At 70.4% G+C, this 26,046-nt stretch carries 18 protein-coding genes, 1 other RNA gene and 1 pseudogene; 11 read left to right on the top strand and 9 right to left on the bottom strand.

Translation table 11 applies throughout. The annotated features are described in order from the left end of the window. The first annotated feature begins 52 nt into the window (after window positions 1–52). Window positions 53–595 (top strand): SsrA-binding protein SmpB, encoded by a 543-nt coding sequence (gene smpB / locus K4B79_RS39740; protein WP_232032340.1) that lies wholly within the window; start codon window positions 53–55, stop codon window positions 593–595. 95 nt (window positions 596–690) lie between these two features. Further along, window positions 691–1,077, top strand: a transfer-messenger RNA (tmRNA) gene (gene ssrA, locus K4B79_RS39735). 71 nt (window positions 1,078–1,148) lie between these two features. Here the strand turns inward: ssrA and K4B79_RS39730 are convergent. From K4B79_RS39730 to K4B79_RS39695, 8 genes and pseudogenes are all read right to left on the bottom strand, one after another. Next, on the bottom strand, window positions 1,149–1,670 hold the full coding sequence (locus K4B79_RS39730; RefSeq protein ID WP_232032287.1) for a hypothetical protein: 522 nt from the start codon (window positions 1,668–1,670) through the stop codon (window positions 1,149–1,151). 135 nt (window positions 1,671–1,805) lie between these two features. Continuing rightward, window positions 1,806–4,712: a glycoside hydrolase family 3 C-terminal domain-containing protein gene (locus K4B79_RS39725; RefSeq protein WP_232032286.1), complete on the bottom strand. Its 2,907-nt coding sequence runs from the start codon at window positions 4,710–4,712 to the stop codon at window positions 1,806–1,808. 47 nt (window positions 4,713–4,759) lie between these two features. Further along, complete coding sequence (locus K4B79_RS39720) at window positions 4,760–5,773, bottom strand: LacI family DNA-binding transcriptional regulator (RefSeq protein ID WP_232032285.1); 1,014 nt, start codon at window positions 5,771–5,773, stop codon at window positions 4,760–4,762. After that, the gene (gene yicI / locus K4B79_RS39715) at window positions 5,773–8,022 is read right to left on the bottom strand and encodes an alpha-xylosidase (RefSeq protein ID WP_232032284.1); all 2,250 of its coding nucleotides are present in this window, start codon (window positions 8,020–8,022) and stop codon (window positions 5,773–5,775) included. Before yicI ends, K4B79_RS39720 begins: the two co-directional genes overlap by 1 nt. Before the next feature lie 12 nt (window positions 8,023–8,034). Beyond that, window positions 8,035–8,859: a carbohydrate ABC transporter permease gene (locus K4B79_RS39710; protein ID WP_232032283.1), complete on the bottom strand. Its 825-nt coding sequence runs from the start codon at window positions 8,857–8,859 to the stop codon at window positions 8,035–8,037. A gap of 227 nt (window positions 8,860–9,086) precedes the next feature. After that, window positions 9,087–10,034, bottom strand: a pseudogene (locus K4B79_RS39705) (carbohydrate ABC transporter permease); the annotation flags it as partial. Continuing rightward, the gene (locus K4B79_RS39700; RefSeq protein ID WP_232032282.1) at window positions 10,031–11,329 is read right to left on the bottom strand and encodes an ABC transporter substrate-binding protein; all 1,299 of its coding nucleotides are present in this window, start codon (window positions 11,327–11,329) and stop codon (window positions 10,031–10,033) included. The pseudogene K4B79_RS39705 and the gene K4B79_RS39700, both read right to left, overlap by 4 nt. 252 nt (window positions 11,330–11,581) lie before the next feature. Beyond that, a complete protein-coding gene (locus tag K4B79_RS39695) occupies window positions 11,582–12,892 on the bottom strand; it encodes an MFS transporter (protein ID WP_232032281.1) in 1,311 nt (436 codons plus the stop codon). Window positions 12,893–13,008: 116 nt separating this feature from the next. Here K4B79_RS39695 and K4B79_RS39690 point away from each other — a divergent pair, with 116 nt between their 5' ends. The 6 genes from K4B79_RS39690 (at window position 13,009) to K4B79_RS39665 (ending at window position 22,528) form a co-directional block, all read left to right on the top strand. After that, entirely contained in the window at window positions 13,009–13,983 is a 975-nt protein-coding gene (locus K4B79_RS39690) for a LysR family transcriptional regulator (RefSeq protein ID WP_232032280.1), read from the top strand. Window positions 13,984–14,308: 325 nt separating this feature from the next. Then, complete coding sequence (locus K4B79_RS39685; RefSeq protein ID WP_232032279.1) at window positions 14,309–15,274, top strand: hypothetical protein; 966 nt, start codon at window positions 14,309–14,311, stop codon at window positions 15,272–15,274. Window positions 15,275–16,240: 966 nt separating this feature from the next. After that, entirely contained in the window at window positions 16,241–18,436 is a 2,196-nt protein-coding gene (locus K4B79_RS39680) for a glycosyltransferase (protein ID WP_232032278.1), read from the top strand. Then, window positions 18,433–19,674: an acyltransferase family protein gene (locus K4B79_RS39675; protein ID WP_232032277.1), complete on the top strand. Its 1,242-nt coding sequence runs from the start codon at window positions 18,433–18,435 to the stop codon at window positions 19,672–19,674. The genes K4B79_RS39680 and K4B79_RS39675 overlap by 4 nt, the downstream gene beginning before the upstream one ends. A 201-nt stretch (window positions 19,675–19,875) precedes the next feature. Further along, entirely contained in the window at window positions 19,876–21,258 is a 1,383-nt protein-coding gene (locus tag K4B79_RS39670; protein ID WP_232032276.1) for a nitrate/nitrite transporter, read from the top strand. 118 nt (window positions 21,259–21,376) lie between these two features. Continuing rightward, window positions 21,377–22,528 (top strand): uroporphyrinogen-III synthase, encoded by a 1,152-nt coding sequence (locus tag K4B79_RS39665; RefSeq protein WP_232032275.1) that lies wholly within the window; start codon window positions 21,377–21,379, stop codon window positions 22,526–22,528. Between the two features lie 412 nt (window positions 22,529–22,940). Here the strand turns inward: K4B79_RS39665 and K4B79_RS39660 are convergent, their stop codons facing one another. Further along, the gene (locus tag K4B79_RS39660) at window positions 22,941–23,516 is read right to left on the bottom strand and encodes an anthrone oxygenase family protein (RefSeq protein WP_232032274.1); all 576 of its coding nucleotides are present in this window, start codon (window positions 23,514–23,516) and stop codon (window positions 22,941–22,943) included. A gap of 207 nt (window positions 23,517–23,723) precedes the next feature. On the opposite strand from K4B79_RS39660, the gene K4B79_RS39655 reads away from it, so the two are divergent. From K4B79_RS39655 to K4B79_RS39645, 3 genes are all read left to right on the top strand, one after another. Then, the gene (locus K4B79_RS39655) at window positions 23,724–24,317 is read left to right on the top strand and encodes a CGNR zinc finger domain-containing protein (protein WP_232032273.1); all 594 of its coding nucleotides are present in this window, start codon (window positions 23,724–23,726) and stop codon (window positions 24,315–24,317) included. A gap of 319 nt (window positions 24,318–24,636) precedes the next feature. Further along, window positions 24,637–25,158, top strand: coding sequence for a sigma-70 family RNA polymerase sigma factor (locus tag K4B79_RS39650; RefSeq protein WP_010039908.1), 522 nt, complete (start codon window positions 24,637–24,639; stop codon window positions 25,156–25,158). A gap of 47 nt (window positions 25,159–25,205) precedes the next feature. Next, window positions 25,206–25,994 carry an anti-sigma factor family protein gene (locus K4B79_RS39645; RefSeq protein ID WP_269464512.1) on the top strand — a complete coding sequence of 263 codons (789 nt, stop codon included), beginning with the start codon at window positions 25,206–25,208 and terminating at the stop codon, window positions 25,992–25,994. Window positions 25,995–26,046: the final 52 nt, after the last annotated feature.

Here is a 26,046-nt window from a genome sequence, read left to right as displayed (position 1 = left end):
TCCCGTACACCCCCCGCGTAGTGCGAAAATGGACGGCACTATGAGCAAGGGAATGTACGTACCCAAGGAGTCCCAGCCCAAGCAGGGTGGGGCGGCCGCCAAGTCCAGGGACGGCGAGAAGGGCGGCAAGCGCAAGATCGTCGCCCAGAACAAGAAGGCCCGGCACGACTACGCGATCATCGACACCTATGAGGCCGGCCTGGTCCTCATGGGCACCGAGGTCAAGTCGCTGCGCGAGGGCCGGACCTCCCTGACCGACGGCTTCGTCCAGATCGACCGGGGTGAGGCGTGGCTGCACAACGCCCACATCCCCGAGTACCACCAGGGCAGCTGGACCAACCACTCCGCGCGCCGCAAGCGCAAGCTGCTCCTGCACCGCGAGGAGATCGACAAGCTGGAGGCCAAGGCCCAGGAGACCGGCCACACCATCGTGCCGCTGGCCCTGTACTTCAAGGACGGCCGGGCCAAGGCCGAGATCGCCCTCGCCCGCGGCAAGAAGGAGTACGACAAGCGCCAGACCCTCCGCGAGAAGCAGGACCGGCGGGAGTCGGACCGCGCGATCGCGGCGGCGAAGCGGCGGCAGCGGGGCCAGTAGGAGGCGCCGGGAATACGGTGGCATCGACGTGCGTTGGTCACGTACGATGGCATCAACACCGGCCAAGGTCGGTGGGCTCATTGATAAAACAACATGGGGATGATCGGTTTCGACAGCGGCTGTCGAAGCAGGGGAAGCGTGTCGAGGAAGCGGCAATGATCTCGTAAACCATATGTCGCAACCAATAATCGCCAATACCAAGAGCGATTCCCGCGCCTTCGCCCTCGCTGCCTAATAAGCAGTGAGTGAAGGCCCTAACGGGTGTCAGACCGGGGATGTTCCCGACCCGGACCCTGGCATAATTTAGGGGACTAAACCATCGAGCCCGGTCACGGGGCCCGATGGGAAATCAAACAGTGACTGGGCCCGTCGGCGACTTGTTCGCGTGATCGCCGGGGCCGAGAAAATCGCAGCGAACTGCACACGGAGAAGCCCTGATTCCGCACCGTTGGACGCGGGTTCGATTCCCGCCATCTCCACTCACCCACACCGATGGGTACCCCATGTGGGCAAAGGCCCCGTCGCTTCGAGCGGCGGGGCCTTTGTCATGCGCTCAGCCGTGGACCAGCGGGGAGCCGAGGAGCTGGACCGTGGTGGCGCCCTTGCCGTCGCCGGCGATGTCGTAGACGACCGTGGAGTCGGAGGACCACCAGACCTCGCCGTCGTAGGTCGTGGACGGGGCGGCACAGGTGTTCTGCGGCTCGATGACGAACCACGAGTAGTTGGCGTTGACCAGCTGGGTCAGGTCGCAGGTCTTCGATGCCTCGATGACGTCGGCGCTGTCCTTGCCAGGTCTGGACTCCAGCCGGTTGGTGATCTTGAAGCTGGTGAAGCGGGTGGAGTTGTCCACCACCTGGTCGTCGATGATCTGCCAGCTCACGACCGACTTGACGGTGATCTTCCCGGAGACCACCTTGGCCTCGTTGTCGACGTGGTACATCTGCTGCGGACGCGCGTCGGGGTAGACGACGTCGAAGGTGGTGCTCGCCGAGACGGCGGCGGCCGGGGAGGCGGTCAGGACGCCGGCGGCGAGGGCCGAGGCGGCGAGGCCGAGGACGGCCAGGGGCTTGCGCATGATGCGGTCTTCCTTCGGTGTCGGCCGGATGCGGCGATCACCATACGTACATGTCAAAGGGGCGCGGCAAGAGAAGGACGGACGCGTGGCGCATTGCCGCCAGCCGGTGCCGACGGCCCTGCGCCACGCGCCTGTTCAGCGGATACTGAACGTCGAGAGCCGCACACCCCCGCTCAGCACCAGGTACACGTCCGCCCGCCCCCGCTCGACCCCCGCGAGCCCGACGGTCACCGTCTCGTAGGTGTACGGCGACGACGTGCCGGAGAAGCGGGCCGTACCGGCGAGCGGGCCCGTCGGTGAGCCCAGGCGGACTTCCAGGGTGCCGGGCGCGCCCGCGAGGCGTGCCGTCACTTCACCCGCGCCCCCGCCCAGTCGGGTGTCCGCGAACTTCAGCCACCCGCCGTCGGCGGACGTGCCCACCGCCGTCCCGCGCACCTTGGACTCGTCGACCAGCCGGACACCGGAGTAGTCGTCGAAGTTCTCGGCGCGGGTGGTGCGGGCCAGGTCGCGGGGCGGGATCGTCTCGCCGCGTACGGTCCACGCCGTGCGGGCGCGCAGGTCCGTGGCCGAGGCGCCCGCCATGACGTCGTAGGTCCCGCTCTCGGTCACCCAGCGGGAGCGGGTGACGTCCCAGTGGGCCAGGTCCCGGGCGGTCAGCGGCAGCCGGACCGTCCTGGACTCGCCCGGCTTGAGCGAGACCTTCTCGAACGCCTTCAGCTGCTTCAGGGGCTGCTTGTCGCGGGAGACGCGCTGATGGACGTACAGCTGCACGACCTCGGCGCCCGCGCGGCTGCCCGTGTTGGTGACCCGCACCTGGTAGCCGTCGCCCACGCGCTTGAGGTCGCCGTAGCGGAAGGTCGTGTACGACAGGCCGTGGCCGAAGGGGTAGAGGGGCCGGCCCTTGAAGTACTGGTAGGTGCGGTCGGACTTGATGATGTCGTAGTCGAGGATCGACGGGAGGTCGGACTCGGAGCGGTACCAGGTCTGGGTGAGGCGGCCGGAGGGGTTGGCGTCGCCGTAGAGGAGGTCGGCGAGCGCGTTGCCGGTCTCCTGGCCCGCGTGGGAGGTCCAGAGCAGGGCCGGGACCTCCTGCTGGAGGGCGCCCAGGGTGGTGGGGTAGCTGTTCTCGACGATCACGACCGTGTGCGGGTTGGCCTGGTGGACTGCCTTGACCAGGGCTTCCTGGGCGGGGGCGAGGCTCATGTCGGTGCGGTCGTGGGCCTCGCGGCCGTTGATCGACGGGTTGGAGCCGACCACGACGACGGCGGTGTCCTTGCCCTTCACCGCGGCGACCGCCTCGGCGATGCCGTCACGGACGACGTCCTTGGTGTAGCGGGCGGCCTTGTCCTTCGCGACCAGGCCCAGGGTGCCGTCCGCGTCCGTCGGGCCCACGTAGACCGGGTTCGACCACCAGGGCTCCTCGGTCTCGTAGCCGGCGTACCGGAGCAGGTGGGTGCCGTCGGGCTGGGCCTCCAGCTTGAACTGCTGCTGGGCGAACCAGCCCCCCGGCTGCACCTGGTCGTTGACGAACGAGGACCAGTTGTAGCCCACGTACTTGCCGTTGGCGGCCGAGCGCAGGGTCACCACGCCGCCGCCCCAGTCGAAGACGTCGAACTGGGCGCTGGTGTCCGAGGCCGACGTCTCCTTCAGCGGCTCGCCGTCCGCGTCCGTGCCCGCCGTGACGTACGTGCCGGTCGCCGCGTTCTTCAGCGCGATCCGGTCGACGCCCTCGCTCTGCGCCACCTGCGGAACGCCCAGCTTGGCCGCGATGCCGTCGGCGGGGGTGACCGCGTAGGGCAGGGTGCCGGAGTACCAGTCGGTGTAGAGGGTGTCGGCGAGCGGGCCGACGACGGCCACGTCCTTGGCGGACTTCTTCAGCGGGAGCGCGCCCGCCTGGTTCTTCAGCAGCACCGCGCCCTCGGTCGCGGCCTCGCGGGCCAGCTTCTGGTGGGCCGGGCTGTTGATGACGGACTTGTCGATCGAGCCGTACCTGCCGCCGCCCGGGTCGAACTCGCCGAGCCGGACCCGGACGGACAGGATGTGCCCGGCGGCCTCGTCGACGTCCGACTCCTCCAACAGGCCTTGCTGCAGAGCCGACTTGACCGCTCCGGTCGTCACCGACGAGTTCGCGTCGTTGTCCGTGAAGCTGTCGAGACCGGCCTTCATCGCGGCCGCGTCACCCTCCACCACGCTCGGGAAGTACTTCTGGTCGCCGTGGAGGTTGCCGGGGGCGAAGGCGTCGGAGACGTTCAGCAGGTCGTACGAGGTCCACTTCCGCACGACGTCGTTCAGGTCCGGATTCACCGTCGCGGGGCGGCCGTTGACGAGGTTGTAGGAGGACATCACGCCGGTCGCCGCGTTCGCCTGGATCGCCGGTTTGAAGGCCGCCTCGTCGTACTCCTTGGCGACGCGCGGGCGCAGGTCGGAGGAGGTGGTGGTGCGGTGCCACTCGTTGTTGTTGGCGAGGTAGTGCTTGAGGGTGGGGGCCGTCTTGAGGTGGTCGGGGTCGCCGCCGGTCAGACCCTCGCCGTAGGCCGTCGACAGGGCACCGGTCAGCCGCGGGTCCTCGCTGTAGCCCTCCTCGTTGCGGCCCCAGCGGGGGTCGCGCAGCGGGTTCACCACGGGCGCCCACAGGTTCAGGCCCCAGCCGGCCGGGCGTTCCTGCTGGAAGCCGCGGGCCTCGTCGCCGACCGCCGAGCCGACCCGCTCCATCAGGTCCGGGTCCCAGGTCGAGGCCAGCCCGACGGCCTGCGGGAAGACGGTGGTCTCGCCGAGCCAGGCGACACCGTGCAAGGCCTCGGTGCCGGTGCGGAAGGACTGGATGCCCAGGCGGGGGATCGCGGGCTGGTACTGGTGGAGCAGGGAGATCTTCTCGTCGAGGGTGAGGCGGTCGAGCAGGTCGTCGACGCGGCGGTCGACGGACAGGGCGGGGTCGCGGAAGGGGAGCGGGGCCTCGGCGTGGGCGGGTGCGGTGGCGCCGAGTCCCGCGATCAGGACCGGCGCCAGCAGCAGGATCACGCTACGTCTCTTTCTGCCTTTCATGTCACGGCTCCTTCAAGTAGGGCCTTGCACGCGGGTGTTGCCGGACATCAGGGGGCGGCGCGGGGCCCCGTGCTCGCCCGTGCCGTCAGCCGGGGCGGCAGCAGCGTCTTCTCGGGCACGGTGGATCCGCCCCCGAGTTTGCGGATCAGCAGCTCCACGGCCCGGGTGCCGATCTCGGCGGAGGGCAGGGCGACGGAGGTGACCGGGACGCGGACGGACTCGGCGAGTTCGTCGGGGCAGATGGCGGTGACGGACAGGTCGCCGGGCACGCGCAGCCCGAGCTGCTCGAAGGCGTCGATCAGCGGTTCCAACAGGGGTTCGTTGTGGACGACGACCCCGGTCAGCGCGGGCTGTTCACGCAGCAGCCGTTCGGCGACGGCACGGGCGGAGCCGGGTGTCGCCTCGCAGGGGTGGACCGTGGAGGAGAGCCCGTTGCGGTCGGCGGCGGCCGTGAAGCCCTGTACCACGCGCTGGGCGAACGCGGTCTGCCGCACGTACACCTCCGGTGGCGACCCGACCAGTGCCACCACCCGGTGACCGAGCCCCGCCAGATGCTCCACGCACCGCTCGCCGGCCGCCTTGAAGTCGAGGTCGATGCAGGTCAGGCCCTCGGAGGAGGCGGGGAAGCCGATCATCACGGAGGGCCGTTCCAGGGTCCGCAGCAGGGGCAGCCGGGGGTCGTGCAGCTGGACGTCCATCAGGATCAGCGCGTCGACCAGGGCCGTGTCGGCCACCCGGCGCAGGCCCTCCTCGCCCTCCTCCTGGGTCAGGAGCAGGACGTCGTGGTCGTAGCGTCTGGCCGTGGTGACGACCGACACCGCGAACTGCATGACGACCGGTATGTGGATGCCGGCCCGCAGCGGGATCACCAGCGCCAGCACATTGGACCTGCTGCTGGCCAGGGCCCGGGCGCCCGCGTGCGGACGGTAGCCGAGCTCGTGGATGGCCTCGTGCACCCGGCGCCGGGTCTCCTCGGAGATGGGCCGCTTGCCGCTGAGCGCGTAGGACACGGTGCTCGGGGAGACCCCGGCGTGCCGTGCCACGTCCGTGATCTTCACCATCAGGCCCACTCCACCGTCAGAAAACCGGTCCCGGCCTCCGCCCGTACCTCGCGCTCGCCCACGGCCAGCCCCCAGGGCGCCGCCGGGTGGCTGCACGAGGCCCGCAGCAGATCGCCCTCGCGGACGACGGTGAAGGTCACGTCCCCGACCCGGACCGTCCTCTGGTCGCCCCGCCGGAGGTTGTACGCCCGCAGGACGACCCCGTCGGCGTGGTCGTAGTCGGGCCGGTCGGCCACCGCGCCCACCGGGATCACCGCGCCCGGCCGCACCAGCAGCGGGGCGCTCAGGAAGTCGTGCTTCTCCCGGGTCCAGCGCGGCCCGGTGACCGTCTCGCCGGTCACGAAGTGGGTCCAGGTGCCCTCGGGGACGTAGTAGGAGACCTCGCCCTCGTCGCTGAAGACGGGCGCGACCAGCAGATCGGGACCGAGCATGTACTGCCGCTCCAGATGCGCGCACCCCGGGTCGTCCGGGAACTCCAGCACCATCGCCCGCATCACCGGCACGCCCTCGGCCCGGGCGGTGCGCGCGGCCTCGTACAGATAGGGCATGAGGCTGAGCTTCAGCCGGGTGAAGTGCCGCAGCACGTCCACCGATTCCTCGTCGAAGAGCCACGGGACCCGGTAGGAGGAGCTGCCGTGCAGCCGGCTGTGGGAGGAGAGCATGCCGAAGGCCAGCCACCGCTTGAAGAGCGCCGGGCTCGGGGTGCCCTCGAAGCCGCCGATGTCGTGGCTCCAGAACCCGAACCCGGACAGGCCGAGGGAGAGCCCGCCCCGGAGCGACTCGGCCATCGACTCGTACGTCGACTCGCAGTCGCCGCCCCAGTGCACCGGGAACTGCTGGCTGCCGGCCGTCGCCGAGCGGGCGAAGACCACCGCCTCCTGCTCACCGCGGTGCTTGCGCAGCACCTCGAAGACCGTGCGGTTGTAGAGGTACGTGTAGTAGTTGTGCATCCGCTCCGGGTCGGAGCCGTCGGACCACACCACGTCCACCGGCACCCGTTCGCCGAAGTCGGTCTTGAAGCAGTCCACGCCCTGCGCGAGCAGCGCCTCCAGCTTGGCCGCGTACCAGTCGCGGGCCGCCGGGCTGGTGAAGTCGACCAGCGCCATCCCGGGCTGCCACAGGTCCCACTGCCAGACGCTGCCGTCCGGCCGCCTCAGCAGATGGCCGAGCGCCTTGCCCTCCGCGAACAGGGGGGACCTCTGGGCGATGTACGGGTTGATCCACACGCTCACCCTCAGGTCCCGCGCGTGCAGCCGGGCGAGCATGCCCTCCGGGTCGGGGAAGACCCGCGGGTCCCACTGGAAGTCGCACCAGTTGAACTCGCGCATCCAGAAGCAGTCGAAGTGGAAGACGGACAGCGGCAGTTCGCGCTCCCGCATCCCCTCGATGAACGACGTCACCGTCTCCTCGTCGTACGACGTGGTGAACGACGTCGACAGCCACAGACCGAACGACCAGGCCGGCGGCAGGGCCGGGCGGCCGGTGAGGGCCGTGTACTTGCGCAGGATCTCCTTGGGGCTCGGGCCGTAGACGACGTAGTACGTCAGTTCCTGGGTCTCCGCGCTGAACTGCACCCGGGAGACCGTCTCCGAGCCGACCTCGAAGGAGACCTTGCCCGGGTGGTCGACGAAGACGCCGTAGCCCGCGTCGGTGAGGTAGAACGGCACGTTCTTGTAGGCCTGTTCGGTGGCGGTGCCGCCGTCGGCGTTCCAGATGTCGACGACCTGGCCGTTCTTGACCAGCGGGCCGAAGCGTTCACCGAGGCCGTACACCGAGGTGCCGACGCCGAGGCCGAGCTGTTCGCGCAGGTAGTGGGCGCCGGTCGCGTCCCGCATGATGCCCATGCCCTTGGGGCCGCTGCCGGTCAGCACCCGGCCGCCCGCGAGGAAGTCGACGTGCCAGGAGCCGGTGCGGGCCACCCGCACCGACAGCGCGCCGGAGGTGAGGGTGGCGTGCTCCTCGTCGTACTCCGTGTGCGGGGTGTGGTTCTCCTTGCGCACCTCGAACTCGGGGCCGGCGGACTGCTCGCCCTCGAAGTGGGTGAAGGTGACGCCGATGACGTCGGGCATCGGGGCGTGGGCGCTGATCGTCACGACCGGTCCCTTCAGCAGGTCGCCGCGGCGGCGGATGGGCTGGGTCGGCGCGAGGACGTCCAGCCGGCCGTCCGCCGAGGTGACCTCGTGGACCGCGGCCGGATGGGCGGCGGTGACACCCTCGCGCAGCAGCCAGTAGCCGTCGGAGAACTTCATGTGGGGGGATCCTTACTTGACTGCACCCACGGCGATGCCGCGGGTGAGGGTCCGCTGGAACACGAGGAAGAAGACGATCGCGGGGAGGATGCCGAGCAGGGCGGCCGCGTTGGTCATCGTGGCGTCCATCAGACGCTGGCCCTGGAGGACGCCGAGGGCCACCGACACCGTCTGGTTGTCGTTGGAGATCAGCATGACCAGGGGAAGCAGGAACTCGTTCCAGGTCCAGATGAAGAAGAACACCAGCAGCACACCGAGGGTGGGGCGGCTGACGGGGACCACGATCCGCCACAGCACCTGCCATTTGCCGGCCCCGTCGATCCGGGCCGCCTCCAGGATCTCGCGCGGGAACTGGCCCAGTACGGAGGAGAGCAGGTAGGTGCCGAAGGCGGCCTGGATCACCGTGAACACGATGATCACGCTGAGCCTGGTGTCGTAGAGACCGGCCTCCTTGCTCAGGTAGTAGATCGGGTAGACCAGCGCCTCCTGCGGCAGCATGTTCGCCAGCACGAAGAAGGCGAGCACCCAGGTGCGGCCCTTGATCCGGCCGATGCCGATCGCGTACGCGTTCAGCACCGACAGCACGACCGCGAGCACGGCCACCGCCCCACTGATCAGCACCGAGTTGACGAGCTTCTGGCCGAAGTCGACGCGCTCCCAGAAGTCCTTGATCCCGTCGAGGTAGAGGCCCTCGGGGAGGCTCAGGGGCCCGTTCTGGGCGTACTCCGTCGGCGACTTGACCGCGTTGACGGCGACGATCGCGAACGGCACGACCATGAAGAGGGCGCCGATGCACAGGGCGATCAGCACCGGATAGCGGCGCAGGGCAGTCGTCATGCGCGGGCTCCTTCCTGAGAGCCTGTCCGCGAGCCCCCGCCTGCGCTGCGACGCCCGGCACGCACGCTCGCGGCGTTGCCGGAACGCCCACGTGGCTCCTCCCCCACGCTCGAATGCGCTCGCGCGGGGGGACCCCCATCGAGGTCGCTCCGGCGCCTTGCGATCGCACGCACCGGACGCCGCAGCGCCCGTCCTGCGGGCGGACGACGGGGGCTCGCGGACAGGCTCTCCGCGTCCTCGGCACGGGTCTGGAGCTTGAGGCCGATCAGGGAGAGGGCGAGGATGATCACGGTGAGCACGGTGGAGATCGCGGCGCCGTAACCCACCTGCGTCTTCTCGAAGAACGTGGCGAAGGAGAAGTAGGAGGGCACGTTGGTGGCGCCGCCCGGCCCGCCCTTGGTCAGGACGTAGACCGCGCCGAACACCTTGAGCGCGGCGATCGTGCACCAGGTGAGGACGACGTAGATCTCCGGCCGGATCTGGGGCAGCGTGATGTGCCAGAAGCGGCGCCACCAGCCGGCGCCGTCCAGCTCGGCCGCCTCGTGCAGCTGGGGGTCGACGCGCTGGAGTCCGGCCATGAAGATGACCAGCGGGAAGCCGAGCTGCACCCAGACCATCACGCCCATCACGCTGTACAGGGCGATGTCCGGGTCCCCGAGCCAGTCCTGCTGCCAGGAGGAGAGCCCCACGGCCTTCAGGACCTCGTTGAGGGAGCCGTTCTCGGGGGCGAGGATCCAGCTCCAGACGATGCCGGCGACCGCGATGGGCAGCACCTGGGGGAGGTAGAAGCAGGCGCGGAGCACGGCCGCGACCTTGCTGCCGAAGTGCCTGCCGACGTAGTCGAACAGGGCCGCGGCCAGCACCAGCCCGATCGCCGTCGGTACGGCGGCCATCGCGACGACCATGAAGAGGCTGTGCCGGAACGACGCCCAGAACTCGGAGTCGTCCATCAGCTCGCGGTAGTTGGCGAGCCCGGTCCACTCCGGGGAGCCCACGCCCTGCCAGTCCGTGAAGCTCACACCCGTGTTCATCAGGAACGGCACGACGATCACGGTCAGGAAGGCGAGGGCACCCGGCAGCAGGAACAGGGCGTAGGAGGAGCGGGGGCGGCGCGGGGGCCGGGCGGCGGTGCCCTTGCCGACCGCCCGCGCACCCCGTTCGACGGTCACCGTCATGGCTTCGGCGCGTCCTTGTCGTACGCCTCCTGCAAGGCGTCCAGATAGCCGTCCGGCTTCTCGCCGCCCGTCATCAGCTTCTGGGTCTCGGAGACCAGGACGTCGTAGTAGCCGGGGGCCGGCCAGTCCGGGTAGAAGGCCAGGCCGTCGCGCTGGGAGACGGTGTTGAAGTTGGCGATCAGCTCCTTGGACCTGGGGTCGGTGATGGCACTGGCGTCGGCCGCCACCGGGACGCCGCCCTTGTCGCCGAGCAGGTTCTGGATCTTCTTCGACATGGTGATGTCGATGAAGTCGTAGGCGAGCTTCTTGTTCTTGGCGCCCTTGGGGACCACCCAGAGGTTGCCGCCGGAGCCCAGGGTGAGGGTGGAGTCGGGCCACAGGGTGGTGCCCCAGTCGAACTTCGCCTCGTCGGCGAAGCGGCCGTACCACCAGCTGCCGGAGAAGAAGATCGGTGCCTTGCCCTGGATGAAGGAGACGCCGGCGTCCTCGGCCTTGGCGCTGGTGGAGGCCTTGGCGATGTATCCCTTGCGCACCCAGTCGGCGAAGGTCTCGGCGCCGTAGCTCCAGGCGGCGTCGTGGAAGTCGGGCTTGCCCTTGTAGAGCTGGTAGGCGTCGACCCAGGAGCGGTCGGCCTTCGACAGGGCGAGTTGGTAGAGGTACTGGTGGGCGGGGTACTCCGCGCCGCTGTTGGCGAGCGGGGTGATCTTGTTGCGGACGAAGACGTCCATCGCGGCCGTCAGGTCGTCGAGCGTCTTCGGTTCGGGGATCTTGTACTTGGCGAAGAGGTCCTTGTTGTAGAAGACCATCGTGTACTCGGCGTAGTTGGGCACGCCGTACCACTTGCCGGAGCCCATGACGCCCTGGGCGTCGTACTGGCTGGTGGTGCGGACGCCCGCGCTCAGCTTCTTGTCCCAGCCGCGGGTCGTCACCTCGGAGGTCAGGTCCGTCAGCAGGCCCTGCTTGGACAGCAGGCCCGCCGTCGCGTTGCCCTTGTTGTACTCCATCACGTCGGGCGCGTCGGAGGAGTTCAGGACCATCGGGGCGGTCTTCTGGATCTGTTCGAAGCCCTTCGCCTCGAACTCCACCTTCACACCGGGGTGCTTGGCCTTGAACTCCTTGATCGCCTCGTTCCAGGCCTGCCCCATCGCGCTGTTGGGGGCCTCGTAGTGCCAGAGCCGCAGGGTCTTGCCGTCCTCGGACGACCCGCTGTCCGAGTCACCGCAGGAGGTCAGGAGCAGCGCGCCGCTCAGGGCCGCCGCGGCCAGGGCCGTCACACGCCTTCGTGCCGTCAACATTCCGTGCCTCCATGACGTCGGAGCCGGATGGGTCTCGGGGCGTCGCGCAACGATCGTCGAATCGGTTCGATGCCAGACGTCGAAGCGCTTCGACGGGCGAACGTATGTGTCCCCTGTGGAGGCGTCAATGGGGCGCGTAGGAATCGGTGAGCGAATCGGTGAAGCGATTCGAGGGGCCGAACGGCCGGAGCGGGGTTGTCGGAGCGGGGTCACGGGAGCGCGGTCGCCGGGAGTGAGGTCACCGGAGTGCCGTCATCGGAGCGCGATGATGAGTGCCACCGTGGCCGCCGTGACCGGCACGCCGTATCCGGCCGTCGCCGACACGTGCTCCACCGTCCAGCCTCCTACGGCGCTCCCGCAGGCGATGCCGCCGAGCAGGCCGGTGACGGCGAGCGTCATGCCCTCGTTCAGGCGGCCCTCGGGGGTGCGCTCCTGGACCAGGGCCATGCCCGTGATCATCGTCGGGGCCGTCGCCATCCCGGCGACCAGCAGCGCGGCCGCCAGCACGAGCAGGGAGCCGGTCAGGAAGGCGGCGAGCAACGGGAGGGTCAGCAGCGCGGTCATGGCGGCGACGCACCACGGAAGGCGGTGCTCGGCGGGCCCTCTCGGCCGCACGGCCCCGTACAGCAGGCCCGCCGCGCAGGAGCCCGCCGCCTGGAGGGCGAGGACCACGCCGGCCGTCGAACGGTGTCCCTGCGCGTCCGCGAAGGCGATCGTGACGATCTCCGTCGCCCCGAACACCGTCCCCATGGCGCAGCAGATCGCGAGCAGCGCGGGCATGCCGGGGGCGCGCAGGGGAGCCCTCGCGGGGGCCCGGTCGCGCACCGGCGGTTCCGTCGAACGCTGGGCGGCGAACAGCAGGATGCCGCTCACGAGCAGCGCGACGCCGACGAGGGTGCCCGCCTCCGGGAAGAGCGTCCCGCACAGCAGGGCCGCGAGCACCGGGCCCAGCATGAAGCAGAGCTCGTCCGCGGCCTGCTCGAAGGAGTTCGCGGTGTGCAGGGACTCCGGCTTCCCGGCCAGCAGATGGGCCCAGCGGGCGCGGGACATGCCCCCGGTGTTGGGGGTCGTGGCGGTGGCCGCGTACGACACGAAGAGCGTCCAGGCGGGCGCCCCGGACCGCACGCACAGCACCAGCGCCAGTGAGCCCAGCGCCGCGAGCAGCGTGGCGGGCACGGCGATCCGGGCCTGCCCGTACCGGTCGACGAGCCGCGCGGTCCACGGCGCGACCACCGCGGTCGCCGCCAGGCCGGTCGCGGTGACGGCACCGGCGAGGGCGTACGACCCCCGGGTCCCGGCGATCATCAGGACCGCGCTGACGCTGAACATGCCCATGGGGAGGCGGGCCAGCAGGTTCCCGACGGTGAAGGCGCGGGTGCCGGGGAGGGCGAACAGGCGACGGTACGGACCGGGTTCGCGGGCTGTGCGTGCCTCGCGTGTTCTACGGGTTCTGCGGGTTCTGCGGGGTCCGAAGTCGACGGCGACGAGGGTGTCGGCGGTGACGGTGAGCAGGGGAGGTCTTCCGGGGGTCCCGGACGTGGGGCGCGATGTGGGATGCGGCATGGATCAACGGTCGCCCGTGGGCGATCAAGGGGTCCAACACCTGCTCGGCCCGCATTCACGCACCCCGGTTGTGAATTCCCGTACCGATTCACGCACCCGGGTTGTAACTTCGCCGGATGCCCGCCACCGGTCACCCACTCGACCCCCGTCTCCTGCGCGCCTTCCTGGCCGTCGCCGAGGAACTGCACTTCACCCGCGCCGCCACCCGGCTCTACGTCGCCCAGCAGGCGCTCAGCCGGGATGTGCGGCGGCTGGAGCGGGAGTTGGGTGTCGAGCTGTTCGTCCGGACGACCCGGCGGGTGACGCTGACCGCCGAGGGCGAGCGGCTGGTGCCGTACGTGCGCCGGGTCCTGGCGGCGCAGGAGGAGCTGCTCGCCGCCTTCGGGCAGGCCCGGCCCCTGCTGGTGGACCTGAACCACCCGGATCTCGGCACCAGTCGGCGGGTGCTGCACCGGGCCCGTGAACTCGCGCCCGAGCACGAGCTGATGGCCCGCTACGAGAGTGGGCTGACCGGGGCGGCGGGCGAGCTGCTCGCGGGCCGGCTGGACGCCTCCTTCGGGCGGTTCGCCGGGCTGGACCCGGCGCTGCGGGCGGGCCTCGACCACCAGCTCGTACGCCTGGAACCGATGGCCGTCGCGCTGCCCGAGGAACACCCGCTGGCGGCGCTGGAGGCGGTGCCGCTCGACGCGCTGGCGGGGGAGGCGGTGTACGCGGGTGCCGGGAATCCGCGCACACCGGAGTGGACCGATCTTGCGTACCGCCTCTTCGAGGGGCGGGACATATCGGTCGCGCCGCCCGCTCCGCTGGCCGTGGGGCACGAGGAGTTCTGGCGGATGATGGCAAAGAGGCGCGACCCGATCCTCGCGGTGGTGGATTTTCCGGCCATGCCCGGGAGGGTGCTGCGTCCGCTCATAGATCCGATTCCCCTGTCGCCGGTGTCACTGGTGTGGCGGAAGGGGCTGGTCCATCCCGGCTTCGACGCGCTGCGTCGGGCCGCTGTCGAACTCGCTGTCGAACAGGCTTGGCTGCGCCGACCTGCGGACGGATGGATTTCAGCCACTGATGTGGACCTGATGAGTGTCCACGATTGACCACGCGGCAAACACGGAACCTCCATGTGCGCTACATTCGAGGCCTGAGCACAGTGTGATAAAGGGGGCGCTCGGACCGGGTGGGGGCTCGGTTCGGCCGACGGGTGCTCGAGTCGAAAGCGCACCTGGAACCGTCCCGTGGGGGGATAGCGTGCGCGTGAAGAAGTGGCGGGAAGACGCCCAACCGGAATGGCCCGAGGCCGCGTCGGAGCAGGATCCTTCGCCCACCGGGCGAGGTACCCAGGCGTTCCCGGAGACCAGTGGAACGAAGATCCCGGCCCAGCCCGGAAGCGGAATCCCGGGCGGGAACGGCCGGTCTGCCTCCGTGGCGGACGGGACGAGAGATCTCGGCCGGGACGTCCGGCGTGTCCCGGACACCGGCCGGGCCGGCCGGGCCGACGTCCTCGCGTCGCCCGGCGGGGCCGTGGCGGGTGTGAACATCGCCGGTTCTACGGCCGCCGTCCGTGACCCGTGGCAGGAGTCCGACGCGTCGGGTTCCGGCCAGGAGGGCGCTGTCGGGGGGACCCCGCCCGCGCATGATCCGCACGAGGTGACCGTCCAACTCGACAACATAGGTGAGCAGTTGGAGGACCTGCTCGTGCGGCAGGCCAAGGGGGGCGGACCGGGCGGCGGACCCGCGGGCGCCCAGGACGGCTCCGACGGGCCCGTCTTCGTCGACGAGTCGGGCCGCCGCAGCCGCCGCTTCCGCCGGATCGGCACAGCCGTCGGCCTCGCCTGCGGGACGTACGCCGTCGTCATCGTCGCCACCCTGCTGTCCGGCAACTCCAACGCGGCCTGGCTGCCCGTACCGGGCCAGGACGAGGGCAAGCCGGCCGGCAAGGTCGACACCCCGCCGCTGCCGGCCGAGTCGGCGCCGCCCTCCGGCGTGGCGGGCGTCTCTCCCGGGCCCACGCCCACCGCGGGGCAGGCCACCGGCACCGCTCCGGCGCCCGGCGCCAGCGCGCCCGGTGCCACCACCAGCCCCGGCCGGCAGGGCACACCCACGGCCACCGCGCCGACCCCGACCGGTACCGCCACGGGTCCGGGCACCAACCCGAGCGTGCCCAACCCGACGCCGACGACGACCCCGCCGGTCACACCCACGCCCACCCCGACCCCGACCGTCACCGGCCCCACCGCCACGCCGACCCCGACCACGGGCCCCGGCGACAGCGGCGGCCCCGGCACCGTGGCCGACGGACCGCCCACCCCGGCCCCCGTCGCCACGGAACCGACCACCACCGACCCCGCCCCCTCGACGTCCTCCTCGTCCACAACGCCCATCGCCTGATGACAGTGCCTTTCCCGACACGCCCGGAGCGAGGCGGGTCCAGCGGAGTGGCGAGGCCCGGCGTCGGCCGCCCACTGACGGCCGGCGGCCGGCGGCCGTGGAGCGAGGACGAACAAGGCGACGGCAGCTGGGCCCTCACGGGACTTCCCGGTGCCGGTGCGGGTCGCTCCGGATTCCGGCGGCCCGTGGTCTGCGCCGGGCGGTCCGCTACTGCTGCCGTCTCCGTCCCCGGTTGTCGGTGGACGTGGGTCGGCGGTGGGCGAGCCGGAGGGCGGGCGGCCACGGGACTCCCTGGTCCCGGTGTCCCGTGCTCCGGACTCCGCCGTCACTGGCGGTCGTCGGTCCACAGTGGGCTGGGCGGCGGAAGTTCGGTGGCCGTGGAACCTCTGGGTCCCGGACTTGGCGCTGGTTGTCCGCGGTCGCCGAGATCCTGCCGCGTGCTCTCCGGCGCCCATGCCGGTCGTCCCGAACCTCGCCGCCCCACGGCCCGCGCCCGGCAGCCCGCCACCGCCACCTGCGGCCCGAGACCCCGCGTCCGGCGTCCACTCGTCGCCGGCGTCGGCGGGCCCAGACCCCGCTTACGTGGACCTGGCCCGGGAGACACCGCACCCCGGTGCCCGACCACGGCAGGACCCGTGCCGCTGGTGCCTCTGGACCAGGGGCGCCCGCACACCGTATGCCCCGACCCAGGGTCGCTCGGACTCCCGGTGCCTCTGACCTAGAGGAGTCCGGACTCCCGGTGCCTCCACCCCAGAGGCTCCGGCACCCTCGGCGTCCCCACCCGGCGGCCCCCGAAGGACCGGTGCCCCACCCAACGGCACCCCCCCGGTGCCCCACCCAACGGCACCCACCCCCCCCGTGCCCCACCCAACGGCACGCGCACACCCGGTGTTCATCCTCTGATGGCACTCCCGAACCCGGTGCACATCCTCTGATGGCATCCCCGTCCCCGGAGCACAACCTCTGATGGCAACCCGCACCCGCCGTCCCGGGGCCGCGACCGGAGCCGCCGACGGCTCCCGGCGTCGCCGCCTGCCCATGCGTCTGCTGCTGCCCGTACTGGTTCTCGCCGCGCTGATGGCGATGCTGATGCTGCGCGGCTACGTGCACAGCGAGATCCTGGCCGACCACAGAGTCCGGCCTGCGGTGGCGGCCGACAAGGTGCCGCAGAAGATCATCGACGGTGGACCGGTCATCGACACCCGGGGCGAGAACCCGGCCACGCTGAGGGTGCCCGACCAGCGGATGGTGCTCACCTTCGACGACGGCCCGGACCCGGCCTGGACCCCGAAGGTCCTGGACGTGCTGAAGGAGCACAAGGCGCACGCCGTCTTCTTCGTCACCGGCACCATGGCCTCCCGCTACCCGGACCTGGTCAGGCGCATGGTCGACGAGGGCCACGAAATCGGCCTGCACACCTTCAACCACCCCGACCTCTCCTACCAGTCGAAGAAGCGCATCGACTGGGAGCTGTCCCAGAACCAGCTCGCCATCACCGGCGCCGCCGGCATCCGCACCTCGCTCTTCCGGCCGCCGTACTCCTCCCAGGCCGGCGCCATGGACAACCAGTCGTGGCCGGTCACCCAGTACATCGGCAGCCGCGGCTACATCACCGTCGTCACCAGCGTCGACAGCGAGGACTGGCGCAAGCCGGGGGCCGCGCGGATCATCCGCAACATCACCCCGAAGGGCGGCGAGGGCGCCGTCGTCCTCCTGCACGACTCCGGCGGCGACCGCCACCAGACCGTCGAGGCCCTGGACCGCTTCCTGCCGCAGATGAAGGCGGAGGGCTACGCGTTCCACAACCTCACCGAGGCCCTGGACGCGCCCACCGCGCACACCGAGGTCGCCGGCCTCGACCTGTGGAAGGGCAAGGCCTGGGTCTTCCTCGTGCAGGCCTCGGACAACATCACCGCCGTCCTCGTCGTCGGCCTCGCGATCATCGGCTTCCTGGTCCTGGCCCGTTTCGGCCTGATGTTCCTGCTCTCCGGCATCCACGCCCGCCGGGTCCGCCGCCGCGACTTCAGCTGGGGGCCACCGGTCACCGAACCGGTCTCGGTGCTGGTGCCGGCGTACAACGAGGCCAAGTGCATCGAGAACACGGTCCGCTCACTGATCGCAGGCGAGCATCCCGTCGAGGTCATCGTGATCGACGACGGCTCCAGCGACGGCACCGCCCGGATCGTGGAGAACCTCGCCCTGCCCGGCGTGCGCGTGGTCCGCCAGCTCAACGCGGGCAAGCCCGCCGCCCTCAACCGCGGTGTGGCCAACGCCCGCTACGACCTGGTCGTGATGATGGACGGCGACACCGTCTTCGAACCCTCCACGGTCCGCGAGCTCGTCCAGCCCTTCGGCGACCCCCGCGTCGGCGCGGTCGCCGGCAACGCCAAGGTCGGCAACAAGGACACCCTCATCGGCGCCTGGCAGCACATCGAGTATGTGATGGGCTTCAACCTGGACCGCCGTATGTACGACGTCCTGCAGTGCATGCCCACCATCCCGGGCGCGGTCGGCGCCTTCCGCCGCACCGCCCTGGAACGGGTCGGCGGCATGAGCGACGACACGCTCGCCGAGGACACCGACATCACCATGGCCATCCACCGCGACGGCTGGCGGGTCGTCTACGCCGAGAAGGCCCGCGCCTGGACCGAGGCCCCCGAGTCCGTCCAGCAGCTGTGGTCCCAGCGCTACCGGTGGTCGTACGGCACCATGCAGGCCATCTGGAAGCACCGCCGCGCCCTCTTCGACAAGGGCCCCTCGGGCCGCTTCGGCCGCGTCGGCCTGCCGCTGGTCTCCCTCTTCATGGTCCTGGCCCCGCTGCTCGCGCCCCTGATCGACATCTTCCTCGTCTACGGCCTGGTCTTCGGCCCCACCGAGAAGACGATCCTCGCCTGGTTCGGCGTCCTGGCCGTCCAGGCGGTCTGCGCCGCGTACTCCTTCATCCTCGACCGCGAGAAGCTCACCCCGCTGATCTCGCTGCCCCTCCAGCAGATCCTCTACCGGCAGCTGATGTACGTCGTGCTGCTCCAGTCCTGGATCACCGCCCTCACCGGCGGCCGCCTGCGCTGGCAGAAGCTGCGCCGCAAGGGGGGCGTGTCCGCCCCGCCGAGCGAGGCGGCCGGACGCGGCGGACAGGTCGTGGGCGGGAGGACGGTCGCATGAGTACGACGCCGTACGAACCCCAGGCACCCGCACTGCCGGACGAGCCGCTCCCGGACGTACCGGAGCAGCGGAGCCCCGCCGCCGGCCCCGGCCGTGACCGCTACTTCGACCTGCTGCGGGCGATCGCCCTGTTCCGGGTCGTCTTCTACCACCTGTTCGGCTGGGCCTGGCTCCCGGTGATCTTCCCGTCCATGGGCGTGATGTTCGCCCTGGCCGGCAACCTCATGGCCCGCTCCCTCGGCAGGCGCCCCGCCGTGGAGGTCGTACGCGGCCGGATGCGCCGGCTGCTGCCGCCGCTGTGGCTGCTGGGCGCGGTCGGCGTGACCGGCATGCTGCTCCAGGGCTGGGGACCGGACGCCGAGGGCCGCCCGGGCTGGTGGTGGCTCCACCTCGGCTACTGGATCCTCCCGCTGAGCGATCCGCCGTACGGCGAGGGCCTGCACGGCGTCAGCGGGCTGATCGGGCCCGAGTGGGCCGAGCAGATGGCCGTACCGCTCTGGTACATCCGCGCCTACCTCTGGTTCGTGCTGCTCTCGCCGCTGCTGCTGAAGGCGCTGCGCGCGCTGCCGTGGCCGACGATCCTGTCGCCGATCGCGCTGTCGGCGCTGCTGGAGACCGGCTGGCTGAGCGTGCCCAGCTGGCGGATCGACTCCGCCCTGGTCGACTTCGGCGCGTTCGGTGCCTGCTGGCTGCTCGGCATGGCCCACCAGGAGGGCATCCTCCAGCGGCTGCCCCGCTACCTCGTGCCCTCGATCGCGCCCGTGATCGGCTGTGTGGGCCTGTGGTACATGCTCACGCACGGCTTCAAACCGGACCACGACCTCGACGACATCCCCTTCGCGCAGTCCCTGTGGTCCTTCGCCACCGTGCTGCTGCTCCTGCACCTGAGCCCCTCCTGGTCCCAGTGGCCGCGTCCGCTGCGCCGGTGGGACCGGCTGATCGCCCTGTTCAACTCCCGCGCGGTGACGATCTACCTCTGGCACAACCTGTGCATCGTCGTCGCCCAGTCCCTGTGGGACCACCTGTGGAACGTGCCGCTGCTGGAGCAGAACGTCCCCTGGCTGCTGGAGAGCTCCTGGCCGCTGCTGGCCGTCGTCTGGGTCCTCACCGTCGGCTGCGTCCTGTGCTTCGGCTGGGTGGAGGACGTGGCGGCGAAGCGGAAACCGCGGCTGTGGCCGAACGGCAGGCGAGGCGGCCGCGGCGGCGCGGAAGGGGGTCGCAGCGGCCGGCACCGGTGACCTCATCCGCCCTGCCCGTGTTCGCTCCGGTATGAACCGGGTCACATGGGGTTCCGAAACCTCTCATCCCGCCTCCACTCTCGGTGAGAGCAAAGTTCCTTACCGGTCACTCGCTGCCACAGCCCGGAAACGCGCCCTCCCTACCGTCGGGACTCAGCCACTCCCTTGAACGACCGAGCCCCGTCGCACCGTGGAGGCGTCATGACAGCCCCGAGCACAGCCCCCGCACCCCCGAGCAGGGGCGGCCGCTGGATCGAGCAGTGGGATCCGGAGGACGAGACCTTCTGGAAGCAGACCGGAGAGAAGGTCGCGCGCCGCAACCTCATCTTCTCCGTCCTCTCCGAGCACATCGGGTTCTCGATCTGGACCATGTGGTCCGTGCTGGTGCTCTTCATGGGCCCGGAGTACGGGCTGACCCCGGCCGACAAGTTCCTGCTGACCTCGTTCGTGACCCTGGTCGGAGCCGTCGTCCGGGTCCCCTACACCTTCGCCGTGGCGATCTTCGGCGGCCGGAACTGGACCATCGTCTCGGCCGCCCTCCTCCTCGTGCCCACCGTCGCCGCCTTCACGGTGATGGAGCCCGGGACCTCCTTCAACACCTTCCTGCTGGTCGGCCTGCTGGCCGGTATCGGCGGCGGCAACTTCGCCTCCTCGATGACCAACATCAACGCCTTCTTCCCGCTCCGGAAGAAGGGCTGGGCCCTCGGGCTCAACGCGGGCGGCGGCAACATCGGCGTCCCGGTCATCCAGCTCGTCGCGCTCGCGATCATCGGCGCCAGCGGCGGTCCCCGCGTGCTGCTCGGGATCTACATCCCGCTGATCGTCGTCGCCGCGATCCTCGCCGCGCTGTACATGGACAACATCGCGTCCGTGAAGAACGACACCGGTGCCGCCAAGGACGCCGCGAAGGACGTCCACACCTGGATCATGTCCTTCCTCTACATCGGCACCTTCGGCTCCTTCATCGGCTACAGCTTCGCCTTCGGGCAGGTGCTCCAGAACCAGTTCGGACGCACCCCGCTGGAGGCGGCCTACGTCACCTTCATTGGCCCCCTGCTCGGCTCGCTGATCCGTCCGGTGGGCGGCTCGCTGGCCGACAAGTACGGCGGCGCGAAGATCACGCTGTACAACTACGTCGGCATGGGCGTCGCCACCGCCGTCCTCATCGCCGCCAGCATGGAGAAGTCGCTGGCCCTGTTCACCGTCGCGTTCGTGGTGCTGTTCGTCCTCACCGGCCTCGGCAACGGCTCGACGTACAAGATGATCCCCGGCATCTTCCAGAACAAGGCCCTCGCCAAGGGGCTCCAGGGCGAGGAGGCCGCCGCCTACGGCCGCCGTCTCTCCGGCGCCTCCATGGGACTCATCGGCGCGGTGGGCGCGCTCGGCGGTGTCGGCATCAACCTCGCCTTCCGCCAGTCCTTCCTCTCCTACGGCTCCGGCACCGGCGCGTTCGTCGCCTTCCTCGCCTTCTACGCCGCATGCTTCGCGGTCACCTGGGCCGTATACCTTCGCCGCTCGGCCGCCAAGACCGGGACCACGGCAGCCACAGAAGCGAACCCGCAGCTCAGCTACGCCGAGGTGTGACGTAACACTGGCGACATGAAGCCGAACCGAGCCTGTCACGAGCCGTTGACAGGCTCGGTCGGCATGCTGGTGCCCTCACCTGCTGGGTAGGTGCAAAACGACTCCGGGACGAGAAGTTATGTACGACGAACAACAGCGACCGGACCACGGACCCCTCGCGGGGTTCACCGTGGGTGTCACCGCCGCGCGCCGGGCCGACGAACTGGGCGCGCTGCTTCAGCGTCGCGGCGCCGCCGTGCTGCATGCCCCCGCTCTGCGCATCGTGCCGCTCAGCGACGACAGCGAACTGCTCGCCGCCACCAAGCAGGTCATCGACCAGGCGCCCGACGTGGTGGTCGCCACGACCGCGATCGGCTTCCGCGGCTGGGTCGAGGCCGCCGACGGCTGGGGACTCGGCGAGGACCTGCTGACCCGGCTGCGCGGGGTGGAACTGCTCGCCCGCGGCCCCAAGGTCAAGGGCGCCGTACGCGCGGCCGGCCTCACCGAGGAGTGGTCGCCGTCGTCGGAGTCCATGGCCGAGGTGCTCGACCGGCTCCTGGAAGAGGGCGTCGAGGGCCGTCGGGTCGCCGTACAGCTGCACGGCGAGCCGCTGCCCGGGTTCGTGGAGGCCCTGCGCGCCGCGGGAGCGGAGGTGCTCGGGATCCCCGTCTACCGGTGGCTGCCGCCGGAGGACATCGGGCCGGTGGACCGGATGCTGGACGCGGCCGTCTCCCGGGGCCTGGACGCGCTCACCTTCACCAGTGCCCCGGCGGCGGCGTCGCTGCTGTCGCGGGCCGAGGACCGCGGGCTGCTGCCCGAGCTGCTGGCCGCCCTCAACCACGATGTCCTGCCCGCCTGTGTCGGGCCGGTCACCGCGCTGCCGCTCCAGGCCCGCGGTGTCGACACGGTCTCGCCGGAGCGGTTCCGGCTCGGGCCGCTGGTGCAGCTGCTGTGCCAGGAACTGCCCGGACGGGCGCGGTCGTTGCCGATCGCGGGGCACCGGGTGGAGATCCGCGGGCACGCGGTGCTGGTGGACGGGGAGCTCAAGCCCGTGCCGCCCGCCGGGATGTCGTTGCTGCGCGCGCTGTCCCGGCGACCAGGGTGGGTCGTGCCGCGGTCCGACCTGCTGCGGGCGCTGCCGGGTGCCGGGAAGGACGAGCACGCCGTGGAGACGGCGATGGCTCGGCTGCGGACCGCCCTGGGGGCGCCGAAGCTGATCCAGACGGTGGTGAAGCGGGGGTACCGGCTGGCGCTGGACCCGGCGGCCGACGCGAAGTATTCCGACACGTGAGAAGCCACCCGGCGTCTGGGTGACCGTATCTGGGGGCTGCCGCCCCCGGACCCCCGCTGTCGGCCCTGAAGGGGCCTCGTCCTCAAGCGCCGGACGGGCTGGGATTGTCCGGGCCGGTGAGGGGATTGCGCGGGGTGGCGCCGAGGTGGTCCTGATCGGCGTCGGAAGCCCAACCGCCGTCTGGGTGACCGTATCTGGGGGCTGCCGCCCCCAGGCCCCCGCTGTCGGCCCTGAAGGGGCCTCGTCCTCAAGCGCCGGACGGGCTGGGATTGTCCGGGCCGGTGAGGGGATTGCGCGGGGTGGCGCCGAGGTGGTCCTGATCGGCGTCGGAAGCCCAACCGCCGTCTGGGTGACCGTGTCCGGGGGCTGCCGCCCCCAGGCCCCCGCTGTCGGCCCTGAAGGGGCCTCGTCCTCAAGCGCCGGACGGGCTGGGATTGTCCGGGCCGGTGAGGGGATTGCGCGGGAGGGTGTTGAGGTCGTCCGGACCGGCGCCTGCATCCGAACCGCGTTGCGAACCGCCGTGCAGCATCAGTGCCCGTGCCAGGCACCCCAGTGCCACCGTCGAGAGCAGTGCCCTTACCGCGTTCCACGCGACCCAGGGGTCCTCGTAGGCCTCGCGGAGGGCCGTCGGGTCACCGGTGGCGTGCAGGTCGTTGTTGAGGGGGATGTTGAACGCGACGGTGACGAGGAAGCCCAGGGCGTAGGCGACGAACGCGGCCGCGGCCCAGCGCAGGTGGGGCGTGCCGCGGGACTGCCAGGTGGTGATCGCCGTCAGTAGGAGGGCGCCGTTGAAGGTCAGCAGGAAGGCCGGGTTCTGGATCACGTCGTCGATGTCCCGCATGACCTGGACGAAGACCCGGTCGTCGCTGCGCGCCAGGGCCGGCATCACGGCGAGGACGAAGATGTAGAAGGTTCCGGCGATCAGGCCCGTGGCGACCGTGGCCACGCCCAGAACGCCTCCGGCGGTGCTGTTCTTCTGCTGTGTCATGTCCTTCAGTCAAGGACCGGGCCGGCCGCCGGAACATGGCCGACGCTCGCGCCCGCATACGCGGGCGTCCACAGCCGTCCGCCCGTACGAGGGGTTCCGGCCGCGAGAGCGGGCAGGCACTGTTAGAGGGAACGGTTCACCAGCCCTCCTCACTGGCATCTCACCCACCCCGCCCTCCCGGGGTGACCTCTAGGCGGTGACAGGCACATGGCATTGGGTACGGCCACGGTCGCGTACGAGCTGCGGTTCGACTCCGGGCGGACCTGTCTGGATCTCCTCGCGACCACTCACCCCGTCGAACGCCTCGACTCCGTCACGGTGCTGTGCGCCTGGATCACCGGTTCGGGACTCGTCCCGGCGGGCACCCCACTGACCCACGCCGACGCCTCCTGGCTCGTCGGATTCCGCGAACTGCGCGGCCGTATCGGACAATTGGTGCCCGGCGGACTCGCGCCGGAGGGCCGGCCGTACGACGTCGCGCTGGCGCGGGTCAACGAGATCGCCCGTGCCGCGCCGCCGGCGCCACGGGCCGTGCCCGGTGAGGACGGCGCGCTGGTGCGGGAGTTGGCCGGTCCGCCGGGGTGCGAGGCGCTGCTCGCCGCCGTCGCCCGGGACGTCGTGGAACTGCTCACCGACCCGGTCGCCCGAGCGGGGCTCAGGCAGTGCGAGGGGGACAACTGCCCGATCGTCTATCTCGACACCTCACGGGGACGCAGGAGGCGTTGGTGCTCCAGTGAGGTCTGCGGAAACCGCGAAAGGGTGGCCCGGCACCGGCGTCGGGCGGCCCTCGCCCGCGCCTGAGAGAGCGTTATGTCCCTTCTGTGGAGGGGCTGTCGAAGTGATTTCGATTACACGCCGTTTACTTTCCGGCCGCTCCGGGCAGCTGGCTTGATTTTGTCGATGTGGCGAAAATGTAAAGATCACGCGGCGGGAATGTGCTGTCATGTCCGGCCTCGTCACGACACCCACAGGAAAACTGTCGCGCGACTTTGAACACACAACTGCCCGCGTCCGTACCCGTGGAGGAGCGACCGACTGGGGGAACCCCCGGACATCGGAGGTGGGCGTGCGCAAGGATTCCGTCGTGGCCAATGAACGTGGATCGAGGGCCCGACATCGCATGTCCCAGCCCTCGGAACCAGATGAGGAGCTGATGCGTGCGCTGTACAGAGAGCACGCCGGACCCCTCCTTGCGTACGTCCTCCGTCTTGTCGCCGGCGACCGGCAGAGAGCCGAGGACGTGGTGCAGGAGACACTCATCCGTGCCTGGAAGAACGCCGGCCAGCTCAATCGAGCGACCGGATCGGTACGCCCCTGGCTGGTGACGGTCGCACGCCGCATCGTCATCGACGGCCACCGCAGCCGGCAGGCCCGGCCGCAGGAGGTCGACCCGTCGCCGCTGGAGGTCATCCCCGCGGAGGACGAGATCGACAAGGCGCTGTGGCTGATGACGCTGTCCGATGCGCTCGACGACCTGACCCCGGCACACCGGGAGGTGCTCGTCGAGACGTATTTCAAGGGGCGTACCGTCAACGAGGCGGCCGAAACCCTGGGCATACCCAGCGGAACCGTCCGCTCCAGGGTCTTCTACGCCCTGCGCTCGATGAAGCTGGCTCTGGAGGAGCGGGGGGTGACGGCGTGATGAGTGTTTACGGGGGAAACCAGGGATTCGGTACAGGTGGGTCGGGTATGTCTGGAGCCATGATGGGATCTCCGGGCCCGAGTGAGCATGAGACCGTCGGCGCCTACGCCCTCGGGATCCTCGACGACGCCGAGGCAACCGCTTTCGAGGCCCATCTCGCCACCTGCGAATGGTGCGCCCAGCAACTCGACGAACTCGCCGGCATGGAGCCGATGCTGGCCGCGCTCGCGGACCTGCCCGGATCCGGCACACCCGCCATCGGCGAGTCGCTCTCCGCCAAGCCCAGCCCCCGGCTGGTGAACAAGCTGGTGGACGACGTCGCCGAGAAGCGCGCACAGAAGCGCCGGCGCAGCTTCTACATGGTGGCGGCCGCGGCCGTACTGATCATCGGCGGCCCGTTCGCGGCCGTGGCGGCCAACGGCGGCGACTCGGGCGGCGGTGCCAAGTCCGGCGAGACCTTGGCGGCGAACCCCGCCAAGGACCTCTTCGAGGACATCAACCCCGGCGACAAGGTCTCGGTGACCGACGCCACGACGAACGTCAGTGCCACCGTGGCCATGCAGGAGAAGGCCTGGGGCATCAACTCCGTGCTGGAGCTCAAGGGCGTCAAGGGCCCGCTCAAGTGCTCCCTGATCTTCGTCAGCAAGAGCGGCGAGCGCGAGACGGCCGCCTCCTGGTCGGTCCCCAAGTGGGGCTACGGCATCCCGGACGCCAAGACCGAGCAGGCCAAGAACCCGCTGTACATCGGCGGGGGCGTGGCCATGGAGAAGAGCCAGCTGGACCACATCGAGATCATGACGTTCGAGGGCAAGAAGCTCGCCCAGATCGACGTGTGAATCGCTGAGAGCGGACACATAGCTTCCCGGGCCCCCCTTCGCGTACGGTTGA

The sequence above is a fragment of the Streptomyces lincolnensis genome (assembly GCF_021173675.1).
Taxonomy (GTDB): Bacteria; Actinomycetota; Actinomycetes; order Streptomycetales; family Streptomycetaceae; genus Streptomyces; species Streptomyces lincolnensis_B.
Note: the sequence above shows the minus strand (reverse complement) of the source record. Positions and strands in the feature narration are given on the sequence as shown.

Excerpts from the sequence above, each read along its gene's own strand:
- K4B79_RS39690 (WP_232032280.1), top strand. The coding sequence starts at position 13,009 with ATGCCCGCCACCGGTCACCCACTCGACCCCCGTCTCCTGCGCGCCTTC.
- K4B79_RS39655 (WP_232032273.1), top strand. The coding sequence starts at position 23,724 with ATGGCATTGGGTACGGCCACGGTCGCGTACGAGCTGCGGTTCGACTCC.
- K4B79_RS39710 (WP_232032283.1), bottom strand. The coding sequence starts at position 8,859 with ATGACGACTGCCCTGCGCCGCTATCCGGTGCTGATCGCCCTGTGCATC.
- yicI (WP_232032284.1), bottom strand. The coding sequence starts at position 8,022 with ATGAAGTTCTCCGACGGCTACTGGCTGCTGCGCGAGGGTGTCACCGCC.
- K4B79_RS39650 (WP_010039908.1), top strand. The coding sequence starts at position 24,637 with ATGTCCCAGCCCTCGGAACCAGATGAGGAGCTGATGCGTGCGCTGTAC.
- K4B79_RS39660 (WP_232032274.1), bottom strand. The coding sequence starts at position 23,516 with ATGACACAGCAGAAGAACAGCACCGCCGGAGGCGTTCTGGGCGTGGCC.
- K4B79_RS39725 (WP_232032286.1), bottom strand. The coding sequence starts at position 4,712 with ATGAAAGGCAGAAAGAGACGTAGCGTGATCCTGCTGCTGGCGCCGGTC.
- smpB (WP_232032340.1), top strand. The coding sequence starts at position 53 with ATGTACGTACCCAAGGAGTCCCAGCCCAAGCAGGGTGGGGCGGCCGCC.
- K4B79_RS39695 (WP_232032281.1), bottom strand. The coding sequence starts at position 12,892 with ATGCCGCATCCCACATCGCGCCCCACGTCCGGGACCCCCGGAAGACCT.
- K4B79_RS39670 (WP_232032276.1), top strand. The coding sequence starts at position 19,876 with ATGACAGCCCCGAGCACAGCCCCCGCACCCCCGAGCAGGGGCGGCCGC.
- K4B79_RS39645 (WP_269464512.1), top strand. The coding sequence starts at position 25,206 with ATGTCTGGAGCCATGATGGGATCTCCGGGCCCGAGTGAGCATGAGACC.
- K4B79_RS39675 (WP_232032277.1), top strand. The coding sequence starts at position 18,433 with ATGAGTACGACGCCGTACGAACCCCAGGCACCCGCACTGCCGGACGAG.
- K4B79_RS39680 (WP_232032278.1), top strand. The coding sequence starts at position 16,241 with ATGGCAACCCGCACCCGCCGTCCCGGGGCCGCGACCGGAGCCGCCGAC.
- K4B79_RS39700 (WP_232032282.1), bottom strand. The coding sequence starts at position 11,329 with ATGTTGACGGCACGAAGGCGTGTGACGGCCCTGGCCGCGGCGGCCCTG.
- K4B79_RS39665 (WP_232032275.1), top strand. The coding sequence starts at position 21,377 with ATGTACGACGAACAACAGCGACCGGACCACGGACCCCTCGCGGGGTTC.
- K4B79_RS39730 (WP_232032287.1), bottom strand. The coding sequence starts at position 1,670 with ATGCGCAAGCCCCTGGCCGTCCTCGGCCTCGCCGCCTCGGCCCTCGCC.
- K4B79_RS39720 (WP_232032285.1), bottom strand. The coding sequence starts at position 5,773 with ATGGTGAAGATCACGGACGTGGCACGGCACGCCGGGGTCTCCCCGAGC.